This is a genomic window from Paracoccus aerodenitrificans (assembly GCF_027913215.1).
GTDB lineage: Bacteria > Pseudomonadota > Alphaproteobacteria > Rhodobacterales > Rhodobacteraceae > Paracoccus > Paracoccus aerodenitrificans.
In genome coordinates this window covers 1,250,044-1,262,124 of the sequence record NZ_CP115784.1, presented here as the reverse complement: position 1 = coordinate 1,262,124, position 12,081 = coordinate 1,250,044, and the positions used below count along the sequence as shown (strand labels likewise).

General features: G+C 62.2%; 11 protein-coding genes. 4 read left to right on the top strand and 7 right to left on the bottom strand.

Going from position 1 to position 12,081, the window contains the following annotated elements; all coding sequences use genetic code 11:
* Positions 1-20: 20 nt before the first annotated feature.
* The 7 genes from PAE61_RS07710 to PAE61_RS07680 form a co-directional block, all read right to left on the bottom strand.
* Positions 21-1,544: an aldehyde dehydrogenase family protein gene (locus PAE61_RS07710; RefSeq protein WP_271114730.1), complete on the bottom strand. Its 1,524-nt coding sequence runs from the start codon at positions 1,542-1,544 to the stop codon at positions 21-23.
* A 1-nt stretch (position 1,545) separates the two neighbouring features.
* Positions 1,546-2,316 carry an enoyl-CoA hydratase/isomerase family protein gene (locus tag PAE61_RS07705; RefSeq protein ID WP_271114729.1) on the bottom strand — a complete coding sequence of 257 codons (771 nt, stop codon included), beginning with the start codon at positions 2,314-2,316 and terminating at the stop codon, positions 1,546-1,548.
* Entirely contained in the window at positions 2,313-3,884 is a 1,572-nt protein-coding gene (locus tag PAE61_RS07700; RefSeq protein ID WP_271114728.1) for an acyl CoA:acetate/3-ketoacid CoA transferase, read from the bottom strand. The genes PAE61_RS07705 and PAE61_RS07700 overlap by 4 nt, the downstream gene beginning before the upstream one ends.
* Positions 3,884-4,882, bottom strand: a complete 999-nt coding sequence (locus tag PAE61_RS07695) for a Gfo/Idh/MocA family protein (RefSeq protein ID WP_271114727.1) — start codon at positions 4,880-4,882, stop codon at positions 3,884-3,886. Before PAE61_RS07695 ends, PAE61_RS07700 begins: the two co-directional genes overlap by 1 nt.
* Before the next feature lie 109 nt (positions 4,883-4,991).
* Positions 4,992-6,494, bottom strand: a complete 1,503-nt coding sequence (locus tag PAE61_RS07690) for a tripartite tricarboxylate transporter permease (protein WP_271114726.1) — start codon at positions 6,492-6,494, stop codon at positions 4,992-4,994.
* Positions 6,491-6,934 (bottom strand): tripartite tricarboxylate transporter TctB family protein, encoded by a 444-nt coding sequence (locus tag PAE61_RS07685; RefSeq protein WP_271114725.1) that lies wholly within the window; start codon positions 6,932-6,934, stop codon positions 6,491-6,493. Before PAE61_RS07685 ends, PAE61_RS07690 begins: the two co-directional genes overlap by 4 nt.
* Before the next feature lie 6 nt (positions 6,935-6,940).
* A complete protein-coding gene (locus tag PAE61_RS07680; RefSeq protein WP_271114724.1) occupies positions 6,941-7,918 on the bottom strand; it encodes a Bug family tripartite tricarboxylate transporter substrate binding protein in 978 nt (325 codons plus the stop codon).
* Between the two features lie 375 nt (positions 7,919-8,293).
* Here PAE61_RS07680 and PAE61_RS07675 point away from each other — a divergent pair, with 375 nt between their 5' ends.
* From PAE61_RS07675 to PAE61_RS07660, 4 genes are read left to right on the top strand one after another with little or no spacing between them, the layout of a single operon-like run.
* The gene (locus tag PAE61_RS07675; protein ID WP_434803113.1) at positions 8,294-9,550 is read left to right on the top strand and encodes an imelysin family protein; all 1,257 of its coding nucleotides are present in this window, start codon (positions 8,294-8,296) and stop codon (positions 9,548-9,550) included.
* A gap of 25 nt (positions 9,551-9,575) precedes the next feature.
* On the top strand, positions 9,576-9,830 hold the full coding sequence (locus PAE61_RS07670; RefSeq protein WP_271114723.1) for a (2Fe-2S)-binding protein: 255 nt from the start codon (positions 9,576-9,578) through the stop codon (positions 9,828-9,830).
* 16 nt (positions 9,831-9,846) lie between these two features.
* On the top strand, positions 9,847-10,332 hold the full coding sequence (gene bfr, locus PAE61_RS07665; protein WP_271114722.1) for a bacterioferritin: 486 nt from the start codon (positions 9,847-9,849) through the stop codon (positions 10,330-10,332).
* Positions 10,333-10,391: 59 nt separating this feature from the next.
* The gene (locus tag PAE61_RS07660) at positions 10,392-12,011 is read left to right on the top strand and encodes a di-heme oxidoreductase family protein (protein WP_271114721.1); all 1,620 of its coding nucleotides are present in this window, start codon (positions 10,392-10,394) and stop codon (positions 12,009-12,011) included.
* Positions 12,012-12,081 lie beyond the last annotated feature (70 nt).

The following is a 12,081-nucleotide window of genomic DNA, read 5'->3' as shown; positions in this document are numbered from 1 at the left end:
TATCGCTAACATTGCGATGGTTACCTGTCACGCACCCAGAATGACCGTCCACGCGCAACGCGCAACTGGATAGTTTTGACTTCCAGATATTCTTCAAGCCCGTAGCGCCCGAGTTCGCGCCCCTGACCGCTTTCCTTAACCCCGCCAAACGGCATTTCGGCGAAACCGTCCATCCAGGTATTCGTCCAGACCGTGCCTGCCTGAACATTCCGGGCGAAATTCAGGCAGGTATGGATATTTTCGCTCCAGACCCCGGCGGAAAGGCCATAGGCTGCGTCATTCGCCAGCCGGATCGCCTCTGCCTCTTCGGTGAAGGTGAGGACCGACAGGACGGGACCGAACACTTCTTCACGGGCAATCGCCATGTCAGGCGTCACCCCCGAAATCACGGTCGGTTGATAGAAACGCCCCTCCAGCCCGGGCACGCCCAAAGACGCGCCGCCGATCTCGACCCGCGCTCCGGCCTGCTCGGCCTGTTTCACATAGGCGTCGATTTTCCGCTGATGCTCATCCGAGATAATCGCACCGACCTGAGTGCGCTCATCCAGCGGATCGCCGAACGGGACACGCGCCGAAAGCGCATTCACCTTTTCCAGCAACGCGCGGGCAATATCTTCGTGCACAATGATCCTGCTGCCGGAGTTACAGCATTCACCCATGTTGAAATATACCCCGAAGACGATGGCATCCGCCGCCGCATCAAGATCGGCATCCGGGAAAATCACCTGAGGGTTTTTCCCGCCCAGTTCCAGCGAGACCTTTTTCAGCGTCCCCGAGGCCGCCGCCACGATCCGCTTGCCCACTCCGGTCGAGCCGGTGAAGCTGACCATATCCACGCGCGGATCGGATGACATCATCTCGCCGACCGGATCGCCGAAGCCCAGGACGATATTCACCACACCTGCGGGCACACCGGCCTCGATCAGCAACTCACCGAGGATAACCGTTGTCGAGGGCGTCATTTCCGAGGGTTTCACAACCGCCGTGCAGCCCGCGGCAAGCGCGAAGGGCAGTTTCTGGCTGACGATCAGGAACGGGAAATTCCACGGCGTGATGATCGCGGCAACGCCGATCGGTTCCTTCAGCACCACGCCAAGCATCTCGGTGCCGAGGTTGTTATGGCTTTCGCCATGCACGGTCCGCGCCAGCGAGGCAGCGAAGCGCCACAGATCGGCCGCGCCTTCGATCTCACCCCTTGCCTGCGCGATGGGCTTGCCGGATTCCAGCACCTCGATCAGCGCGATACGCTCGCGATTGGCGTCGATCAGGTCCGCCACGCGGTTCAGCAGCGTGGCGCGGTCCTTGCCCGGCATGCCGCGCCATTTGCCGTCATCGAATGCAGCGCGTGCGGCGGCAATGGCGGCATCGGTCTCGGTCCGTCCGGCCCTGGCCGACAGGCTCGCCTTCACCAGATGCGAGGGGGAGAGCCGTTCAAACTGCGCCCCATCGGCGCTGTCCTGCCATTCGCCATTGATAAGATGGCGATTGCGGCGCGGTTCGGGAAGTTCGGCATTCGCTGCCGGAATTACGGTCAATTCGGTCATGTCATGTCCCCGGGAATGCGGGTTTGCGTTTCTCGGCGAAAGCGGCGACGCCTTCGGCCTTGTCGTCGGAGGCAGCGATCATGCCGCTGCCAAGCGCCTCGATCATCGCGTCGCGATCCTCTCCAGTGGCGGCGTGGATCATGTATTTTGCAACCTCGGCGGCGCGGGGAGAGGCATCCTGCAGCTTTGCCGCGATGGAACGGGCTGCACTCAGCGGATCGTCCGAGATTTCGGCAACCAGCCCAAGAGACAGCGCCCGCTGCGCGTCGATCCGCCGCCCGAAAATCGCCATCTCCTTCAGCACCGGCACCGGGATCAGCCGGGCAAGCCGCTGCGTACCGGACCAGCCGGGCACGATGCCGATCTGGGCCTCCGGCAGCGCCAAAGTCGCATCCGGCGCCATGACCCGGATATCGCAGCACACGGCCAGTTCCAGACCGCCGCCAAAGGCATGAGCATGGATCACCGCGATGCTCGGTTTCGACAGCCGAGCCAGACGGTCGAAGATGCGATGCCCGCCGCGCACCCAGTCACGGGCGAAATCGAAGGGCGGCAGCACCGACCATGCCTTGATATCGGCCCCGGCGCAGAAGGCACGCTCGCCCTCTCCGCGCAGAATCACGCAATGCACCGCCGGATCGGTATCGAGCGAGGCGCAATGCCGGTCCAGCATGTCCAGCATTTCCGGGGTAAAGGCGTTCAGCCGGCGGGGGTTATTCAGGCTGAGCGTGGCCAGCCCGTCTTCGACCTTCAGATCAAGGGAAGCGGTCATAAGGGCAGCTCCATCGCGGTTTCCGCCAGCAGGGATTTCGGCATGGTGACCGCGTTTTCGGCGATCTTCACGCGTCCCTGAGAGGCCTCGGCGATATCGCGCTGCGGCTGTATCCCCGGCATGATCTCGGTGGCGATCAGCCCGTCAGCAGTCAGCCGGATCACGCAGCGTTCGGTCACATACAGCACCTTTTGCCCCGTCTCGACAGCACGGCGGCCCGAGAAGGTGACATGTTCCACCGACTCGACCATCTTGGTGAATTTGCCGGGGCTGCGCACATGCAGCCCCTCGGCAGTCAGGTCCAGATCGGCCCCCGCTTCGAAGAAGCCCGAAAAGACGATCTCCGGCGCATTGGCGGTGATATCGACAAACCCGCCGCAACCCGCTGTCAGATAAGGCTTCTTGCTAAGTTTCGAGACATTCACATTCCCCTCGGTATCAACCTCAAGGAAAGAGAGGAAGGACAGATCGAACCCGCCGCCCTGAAAGAAGGTGAATTGCTGGGGCGAGGGAACATAGGCATCCGCATTCGATGCACAGCCAAAGGCGAAGCCGGTCAGCGGCATGCCTCCGACCGCGCCCTGTTCGATGGCCCATGTCACCGCATCGGGATGCCCCGCTTCCAGCAGGATGCGCGGCACCATCGCGCTGATGCCGAAGCCGAGATTGGCGGTCTGGCCATGCCTCAGCTCCATCGCGGCGCGGCGGGCGATGATCTTTTCGACGCCATGCTCGGCATGCGAGAAACTGTCCCACGGGCGCATGATCTGGCCGGAAATCGCGGGATCATAGTCGGTTTCCGTGGTCTGGCGCTGATCTTCGGCAATGACGATCAAATCGACCAGATGGCCGGGGACATGCACGTCATGCGGCCTCAGAGAGCCCCGCGCGGTGACTCTTTTGACCTGCGCGATCACCAGACCGCCATGATTGCGCACCGTGATCGCCTGTTCCAGACCGCCCAGATAGGCGCCCTCATGTTCATAGGTCAGATTGCCGTGTTCATCCGCCGTGGTCGCCCGGATGATCGCCACGTCAGGGATGATATTCGGAAAATGCAGCCATGTCTGCCCGCCGAATTCCTGCCGGAACACGATGGGTTCGGAGGCGGCGCGGTCATTCATCGCGCAGCCCTCGCGGACCGGATCGACGAATGTGTCCAGCCCGACCCGGGTCAGAACGCCCGGACGCCGTGCGCCCGCATCGCGGTTCATGTCGAACAGGATCCCCGAGGGCACATTATAGGCTGCCACCCGGTTTTCCACGACCATGCGCCAGATCTCAGGCATCGGCAAAGAGGACGGCCCGGACGGATAGGACCCCGCCAGAATCCTGCTTAACAAGCCGTCCTTCGCGATATGATCGACACCCTTGACCCCATACATATCGCCCGCCGCAATCGGATGCAGCGTGGTCAGATCACGCGGATGGCCCTCGGCATCGAAACGCGTACCGATGGCGGCCAGAACCGCATCCGGACAGCCCAAAGCCGATGAGGAGGACACCGAGATCACCGCATTATCCGCGATCCGGGCGGCAGCATCGGCAGGCGAAACGATCTTTGACATCAGAATCCCCCGTAATCCACGCGGGTACGCTGACCCGTCTCTGCCGCCTCGGACACGGCCAGAGCCACCGCCAGAGACGCCACCCCGTCGCGCCCATCCGCCGCAGGACGACCCTTGCCCTGCACCGCGTCGCCAAAGGCGCGGACGCCGCGCTGATACAGATCCTCGGGCTGGAAACTGACCGGCGTGGCCTCGCCGCCACGGCGCAGGATGATCTCTCCGTTCGGGTTCTGCGTCATGACGCCACGCGCGAAGATTGACCCGTCAGTGCCATGAAACTCGATCCCGGTTCCGGCATGGGCGTGGGTAAAGCTTTCATGCGTCTGGACCAGTATGCCCGATGGCATGGTCCAGACCGACATGACACCATCCTCGACACCCTTCCCGAGCCGTCCGGTCGAGGTCATTGCCGTGACCTCTTCAGGACCCTCGCCCAGATGAAAGCGGATCGTGTCGGCATCGTGCACGACGATATCCAGGATCACACCGCCCCCGGCCCCCTTGCTGTCGATGCGCCAGCCCTGCAACGCCTCGGGCAGGTTTACCGCATGGAAAACCCGCGCACTCAGCACCTCTCCGATCGCGCCCTGACGGATCAGATCCCTGATCGCCCGGTGGCTGGCAGCATTGCGCAGGTGATGATTCGTGGCAAAGACCGTTCCCGCCTTTTCGGCGGCGCGGACCATGCCGACCGCATCGGAAATCGTCATTGCCAGTGGCTTTTCGCACAGCACATGTTTGCCTGCTGCAATCGCCGCCATCGCCTGATCAAAATGCTTTTCGTTCGTCGAGGAGATATACACCGCTTCCAGCCCCGGCTGTTCCAGAAGCTGCTGAAGATCCGTCACCGACTGCGCGATGTCATTCCGCGCGGCGAACTCGGCGGCATGTCCGGCATTCGAGCTTTGCACGGCAATGATCTCATCCCCGCTTTCGCGAAACGCCCCGATCATCCGGTTTTCCGCGATAGAGCTCGCCCCGATCAGACCCCATTTCATAGTCGGTTCCCCTTCCCCGATTTAGAACGTTCCAAATTTATAATAAAGTAGCACGACACGGTCAAGACTTCTTTACTCGACTCCCGGATAGAACCACCGGCAAAGCGGGTCATGCCACCTGCCGCGCTCTGGCTCGGCGACGCCATGACTGCCAGATCGTCAGCAGGATCAGGACAAGCGTTCCGATAACGAATCCGCAGGCGATGGGCCGTTCAAGAAACACAATCGGGTCACCGCGAGAGATCAGCAATGCGCGGCGCAGATTGGTCTCGATCAGCGGACCCAGGACGAACCCAAGCAGAAGCAGCGCCGGGCTGAATTTCGCCAGAGCCATCAGATAACCGGCAATGCCGACCACCGCCACGACGACAATATCGAAGCCGGATTCGCGCACGGAATAAACTCCCAGACAGACGAAAATCAGGATCGCGGGATACAGATAGCGGAACGGGATGCGCAGCATCGACACCCATATGCCGATCAGCGGCAGGTTCAGGATCAGCAGCAGCAGATTGCCGATACCGAAACTGACAACGAGGCCCCAGAACATCTCGGGGCGGGCATCCAGCATCAGCGGGCCGGGCTGAACGCCGTGAATCACCAATGCCCCCAGCATCAGCGCCATGATCGGATCGCCCGGAATGCCAAGCGTCAATGTCGGTACGAATGCGGTGATCGACGCGGCGTTATTCGCGGCCTCGGGCGCGGCGATACCCTCGATGGCACCTTTGCCGAAGCGCTCGGGATGGCGCGAGACGCGCTGTTCCATCGCATAGCTGAGAAATGAGGACAGGGTCGATCCAGTTCCCGGCAATGCACCGAAAAACGCCCCCAGTGTCGAGCCGCGCAGCATCGGCAGGGGCATCCTGAGCAGATCCTCGCGGGTCGGCATCATCTGGCTGAAGCGGACCTTTTCCGGCACGCCCTGACGCTCGGCATCGCGGATATTGCCGACGACCTCGGCCACGCCGAAAAGACCCATTGCAAGGGCGACAAGGTTGATACCGTCCAGCAGCTCGGTCTGGCCGAAGGTGAAACGCTGCGCACCGGAATTCACATCGGTCCCCACACAGCCCAGAATCAGGCCGAGCACAACCATCGCAAATCCCTTCATCGGGCGGTCGGACCCGATCGTCGAGGCAGCGACAAGACCGAGGATCATCATCGCCGCATAATCCGCCGCACCGAACGCGGTCGCCGCACGGCTGAGCCAGCCTGCCAGTACGACCAGCACGATAATGCCCAGAACCGAGCCGATGAAGGACGAGACCATCGACACGAACAGCGCCACGCCCGCCTTGCCCTGACGCGCCAGAGGATAGCCGTCCAGCGTCGTCACCGCCGATTGCGGCGTTCCCGGCAGGCGCAGCAGGATCGAGGCCACCGCGCCACCATATTGTGCGCCGTAATAGACTCCGGCCAGCATAATCAGAGCGGCCTCGGGGGCGATATAGAAGGTGATCGGCAGAAGCAGCGAGATCGCCGCCATCGCACCGATCCCGGGCAAAACGCCGATAAATGTGCCAAGCGTCACGCCAAGCAAGCAATAGATCAGTACGCCCGGTTGCAGGGCGACGCCGAACCCATAGGCGATCCCGTCCAGAGCCGTCATTGGCCCGGCCAGACCGGCAGGCCCATTTGCAGGCCCAGTTCAAACACAACGAAGGTGACCGCAGTCACCGCGACCGCCAGAACCAGCCGCCAGAGCCAGCCCTTGCATGGTGCGGGAACCGAGGCTGTCAGCACGGCGATGAAACAGGCCGGGACCATGCCAAGCCACTCCATCCCCAGACCGAAGATGAGGATAGATGCGATCACCGCCGCCAGATCGCCCAGGCGGACCGGCACCGGCTCGGCCCCGCGCCGCAGGGCCGGAACAGCAACAGCCACGCCTAGCATGGCAAGCGCCACGCCCAGAACGGTCGGGAAAAATCCCGGCCCCATCGCCCGCAACGTGCCGAAATCCAGCCGCAGACCGGACCAGATCGCCACGCAAAGACCGGTCACGGCCAGAACCGCTCCGCCCCAGATATCCGGCCAGTCCCGCTGCATGACGGATTACTGCGCCTCAATCCGGTCGATCACCGCGCCCCACATGGCGGTATCGTCCGCGATGCGCTGCGTCAGATCCTCGGCCGATCCGCCCGCGGCCTGCCAGCCCATCGCCAGCAATTTCTGCTGAACCTCTTCATCTTCAAGGATGGCGTTGATCTCGGTGTTGAGCCGCTCGATCACCGCCGCATCGGTCCCGGCAGGGGCGATGAACGCATTCCACAGTTCCGCCTTGAAATCATCCGGCATCCCTGCATTTCCGGCAATCACCGGCACATCCGGGATCTGGCCGAACGGCTCGGCCGAGGTGACGCCAAGCATTTTCATATTTCCGGCCTCGACATGCGGCAGCGCGGCAGAGGGAGCCATAAACCCCGCATCGATCTCTCCGCCCATGATCGAGGTCGTGACCTCGGCATAGGCGGTGAAGGGCACATGCAGCATCTCGATCCCGGCTTCGCTGTTGAACAGTTCCGCCGTCAGATGAGCACCTGACCCCTGCCCGACCGAGCCATAGGCCATCGCGCCGGGATCGGCCTTTGCAAGCTCGATGAAACCGGCCAGATCCTCTGCCTCGGCTGTGGCCGATACAGCCAGAACCAGCGGCGAGGTGGCGATCAGGGCGATGGGGGCGATATCGGCCTGCGGATCGAATCCGGTATCGCCCATCATCCGGGCCGCTGTGGTCAGCGGGCCGTTGATCGAGGTGCCGATCGCATGACCGTCATCCGCATTGGCCAGCATCTGCTGGATCCCGATCACTCCGCCCGCGCCGGGCTTGTTTTCCACCACAACCGGCTGACCCAGCCTTTCGGCAAGCGGCTCGGTGATGATCCGCGCCAGCAGATCCGGAGAGGACCCGGCGGGGAAGCCGACATAGACATGAACCGGCTCGATTGGCCACGCGGCATCCTGCGCGAGGGCGGGGGCTGCAAGGGCGGTCGTCAGGGCAAGCGCCGCGAGGTGGGTCAGCGTTTTTTTCATTGTCAGATCCTCTCTGTTGATGTCTGCGTGCGGGCGCGATTCCCGCCCGGGACTGTCGGGAGCGACCCGGATGATCTCTGGCTGCCTGCCGGTTTAAGGCATGGCTGCGGCGCGGGTCTTCAAGCTTCTCTCCATTCGGTTAACGCCAGTTCTGACATTGTCGCCACCCCCGTCAAGCGCCCTGTCGGCGGTTTTTGCCGCGATTTGGCAGCTTTGGACGAAAATTCAGCCTGATCCGGGCCGGGCTGCGGCAGGCTGGCGCAGAGTTTCCGAGAGAAATAGTTTGACTTACAAGGCGCTCCCGATAAAAATGATCGGGAATAAGCGCCGACAGGATATGCGAAACTGCACATCCACAACGTTTCTGGAGAAGACATGATCCGCACGACGATGACCGCGATTTCCCTTGCATTGCTGGCGCAGACCGCCAGTGCCGCCATCCCCGAGGAGGTTGTCGGGAATTATGCCGACATCGCCGAAGCGGCTTATGGCGACAGCCTGACCACCGCTCAGGCATTGCGTGACGCGATTGCGGCGCTGATCGAAAACCCTTCGGAAGACACCCTGACCGCCGCGCGTGAGGCCTATACCGCCGCCCGCGTCCCCTATCAGCAGACCGAGGCGTATCGCTTCGGCAATCCCATCGTCGATGACTGGGAGGGCCGGGTAAACGCCTGGCCGCTGGATGAGGGGCTGATCGACTATGTCGCGGAAAACACCCCCTCCGCCGAAGATAACGAACTGGCGCAGCTTAACGTCATCGCCAATCCCTCGCTGGATCTGTCGGGCGAAACCATCGACGCAACCGAGATCACCCCGGAACTGATCTCCGGCCAGTTGCATGAGGCAGGCGGGATCGAGGCGAATGTCGCCTCGGGCTATCACGCCATCGAATTTCTGCTGTGGGGTCAGGATCTGAACGGCACCGGACCGGGTGCGGGCGAGCGTCCGTATACCGACTATATCCAGGGTGAGGGCTGCACCGGCGGCAATTGCGACCGCCGTGCGCAATATCTGACCGCCACCGCCGATCTTCTGGTCTCGGATCTTGAGGAAATGGTCGCCAACTGGTCCGCAGAGGGTGAGGCCCGCGCAGCCGTGACCGGCGATCCTCAGGCCGGGCTGAACGCCATCCTGACCGGCATGGGCAGCCTGTCCTATGGCGAACAGGCGGGCGAACGTATGAAGCTTGGCCTGATGCTGAACGATCCCGAGGAAGAACATGACTGCTTCTCGGACCAGACGCAGTACAGCCATTATTATGACGGTCTCGGCATTCAGAATGTCTATCTGGGCCATTACACCCGCGTCGACGGGTCCGAAATCAGCGGACCGTCCCTGTCGGAACTGGTCGCCGAAAAGGATGCCGAGGTCGATACCGCGCTGAAAGCCGGTCTGGAAAAAACCATGACCGCGCTGACCGCACTTCGCGACAAGGCCGATGGCGACATGGCCTATGACCAGATGCTGGCCCCCGGCAACGCCGAGGGTGAAAAAATCATCATGACCGCCGTCGATGCGCTTGTCGCACAGACCAAGGATATCGAACGGGCGGTTGCTGCTCTGGGTCTGAACCAGATCGAGTTCGAGGGCTCGGACAGCCTCGACAACCCTAACGCAGTCTTCCAGTAAGGTATTAATCCCAAAGGTTTTTGTCATGATTGTCTGCCACTGCATGAACATCTCAAGCCGCGATATTAAGGCGGCAGTCGGCTGGATGCGGGCAGCGGACCCTGATACTATCGTGACGCCGGGCAAGATCTATCACGCGCTCGGCAAGCGCGCCGATTGCGGCGGCTGCATGAAGTTGTTCGTCGCCGAAATGCGTGCGGCGGATGGGTTCGCTGTGGGCAAGGGGCAACCCGTGCCGGCAGTGCTGACAGGCCTGCGCCGGAAAGGGGCGTCGGGCTGACAAGAAAGGAATAAAAATGAAGGGCGACGCAAAGGTCATTGAATACCTTAACGCAGCTCTGAGATCGGAACTTACCGCAGTCAGCCAATACTGGCTGCATTACCGCCTTCAGGAAGATTGGGGTTACGGCAAGATCGCTGATAAATCCCGCGCGGAATCGATCGAGGAAATGCATCACGCAGACAGGCTGATCCAGCGAATCATCTTTCTGGAAGGCCATCCGAATCTGCAGAAACTCGACCCGCTGCGCATCGGCCAGAACGTCAAAGAGACGATGGAATGCGATCTTGCGGGCGAACATGATGCGCGTAACCTCTATATCGAGGCACGCGATCATTGCGAGAAGGTCGGCGATTATATCAGCAAGAATCTGTTCGAAGAGCTGATCGCCGATGAGGAAGGCCATATCGACTTCCTCGAAACCCAGATCCCGCTGCATGACGAACTTGGCCCGAAGAATTTCGGCCTGCTGAACGCGAAGCCTGCCGATCAGGCAGAGTAACACCCGACGGGGCGGCATCGCCCGCCCCGTTTACCCCAAGGACGCAACCCGGTCACGACATGAAGACGCGCAACTCCGCCCTTGTCACTTTCGCAGGCGGGGCCGTCGGCGTGGTCATGCGGCAGATCGTCGCAGCGACAATTGGCGCGGTTCCGGCGGCTGCCCAGTCAGATCCGGTCCGCGCCGTTCCGGTCTCGGCGCCCGATGCCCCGGAACAGGCCGTGTGGCAATCCGAACCGCATCTGAACGTCATCCCCCGGACCGAAGCCGAATCCGCACGCATCGACGCCGTGACCCGCCCGGCCGACGATTTCTCCGCGCCCGAGCCATTCGAGCAGAATCCCGGAGGCGCGGCCACAACGCGCTTCATCGACACTGCCGAGGCATTTTCGCAATTCTCGCCGAATATGCCCTTCGAACACGAACTCGATTTCAAGGTCGGCAATGGCATCTTCCGCAAACTGTGGGTCGGGGCACCCTCATCGACAAAGGGCAGCGACGGTCTCGGCCCGCTTTACAACGCTCGCGCCTGCCAGAACTGCCATATCAAGGATGGTCGCGGCCATCTGCCCGACGGCCCGGATGACAGCCGCGTCTCTGCCTTTCTGCGCCTGTCGGTGATGGGCGGAGACGATATTCCCGCGATCCCCGGCTATATCCCCACCCTGCCCGATCCGGTCTATGGCGGCCAGCTTCAGGATCTGTCGCTGGAAGGTTATCTTGCCGAGGCAAAGATGGGCGTGGCATGGACGGAAAGCACTGTGACGCTCGCCGATGGCGAAGCCGTTACCCTGCGCAGGCCGCATTACAGCATCGACAGCCCGGCCTATGGTGCCCCGGATGAGGGGCTGCTGATCTCACCCCGTGTCGCGCCGCAAATGATCGGCCTCGGCCTGATCGAGGCGATCCCCGCCGCCGATATCATTGCCCGCGCCGACCCCGGTGACGCGGATGGGGACGGCATATCGGGCCGCCCGCAAATCGTCTGGTCCAGCGAATTCGGCCAGCCCATGCTTGGCCGTTTCGGCCATAAGGCGGGCAATGCCACCATCCGCGAGCAATCCGCATCCGCCTTCGCCGGCGATATGGGCCTGTCCACCCCGCTTTTCCCCGATCCGTCCGGCGAGTGCACCGAAACCCAGTCCGACTGCCGCAGCGCCCCTCCGGGACAGGAACCGGGCATTCGCGACGGGTTGGAGGTCGATACCGAGGCGCTCGATCTCGTGACCTTCTATTCCCGCAACCTCGCCGTACCGGAACGCCGCAATCTCGACGATCCGCAGGTGCTCCGCGGCAAGGAAATCGCCTATTCCATCGGCTGCACCTCGTGCCACAGCCCGAAATACGTCACCAACCGGCTGAAGGACCAGCCCGAACAGAGCTTCCAGCTTATCTGGCCCTATAGCGATCTTCTGCTGCACGATATGGGCGAGGGTCTGGCGGATAACCGCCCCGAATCCCGCGCGACCGGGCGCGAATGGCGGACCGCGCCGCTCTGGGGCATCTCGCTGAACAAACAGGTGACCGGGACCGAATCCTATCTGCATGACGGTCGCGCCCGGACCCTGCTGGAGGCCATTCTCTGGCATGGCGGCGAAGCGGAAACCGCCCGCAACGCCGTGACCGAATTGCCCAAAGAGGACCGCGACGCCCTGATCGCCTGGCTGAAATCGCTTTAAGAAGCGCCACCAAAGCGACGCCTCTTTCATCCTGGCATAAATATCCCGGGGTGAATTGCCCCGCAGGGGC

Excerpts from the sequence above, each read along its gene's own strand:
- PAE61_RS07710 (WP_271114730.1), bottom strand. The coding sequence starts at position 1,544 with ATGACCGAATTGACCGTAATTCCGGCAGCGAATGCCGAACTTCCCGAA.
- PAE61_RS07705 (WP_271114729.1), bottom strand. The coding sequence starts at position 2,316 with ATGACCGCTTCCCTTGATCTGAAGGTCGAAGACGGGCTGGCCACGCTC.
- PAE61_RS07700 (WP_271114728.1), bottom strand. The coding sequence starts at position 3,884 with ATGTCAAAGATCGTTTCGCCTGCCGATGCTGCCGCCCGGATCGCGGAT.
- PAE61_RS07695 (WP_271114727.1), bottom strand. The coding sequence starts at position 4,882 with ATGAAATGGGGTCTGATCGGGGCGAGCTCTATCGCGGAAAACCGGATG.
- PAE61_RS07690 (WP_271114726.1), bottom strand. The coding sequence starts at position 6,494 with ATGACGGCTCTGGACGGGATCGCCTATGGGTTCGGCGTCGCCCTGCAA.
- PAE61_RS07685 (WP_271114725.1), bottom strand. The coding sequence starts at position 6,934 with ATGCAGCGGGACTGGCCGGATATCTGGGGCGGAGCGGTTCTGGCCGTG.
- PAE61_RS07680 (WP_271114724.1), bottom strand. The coding sequence starts at position 7,918 with ATGAAAAAAACGCTGACCCACCTCGCGGCGCTTGCCCTGACGACCGCC.
- PAE61_RS07675 (WP_434803113.1), top strand. The coding sequence starts at position 8,294 with ATGATCCGCACGACGATGACCGCGATTTCCCTTGCATTGCTGGCGCAG.
- PAE61_RS07670 (WP_271114723.1), top strand. The coding sequence starts at position 9,576 with ATGATTGTCTGCCACTGCATGAACATCTCAAGCCGCGATATTAAGGCG.
- bfr (WP_271114722.1), top strand. The coding sequence starts at position 9,847 with ATGAAGGGCGACGCAAAGGTCATTGAATACCTTAACGCAGCTCTGAGA.
- PAE61_RS07660 (WP_271114721.1), top strand. The coding sequence starts at position 10,392 with ATGAAGACGCGCAACTCCGCCCTTGTCACTTTCGCAGGCGGGGCCGTC.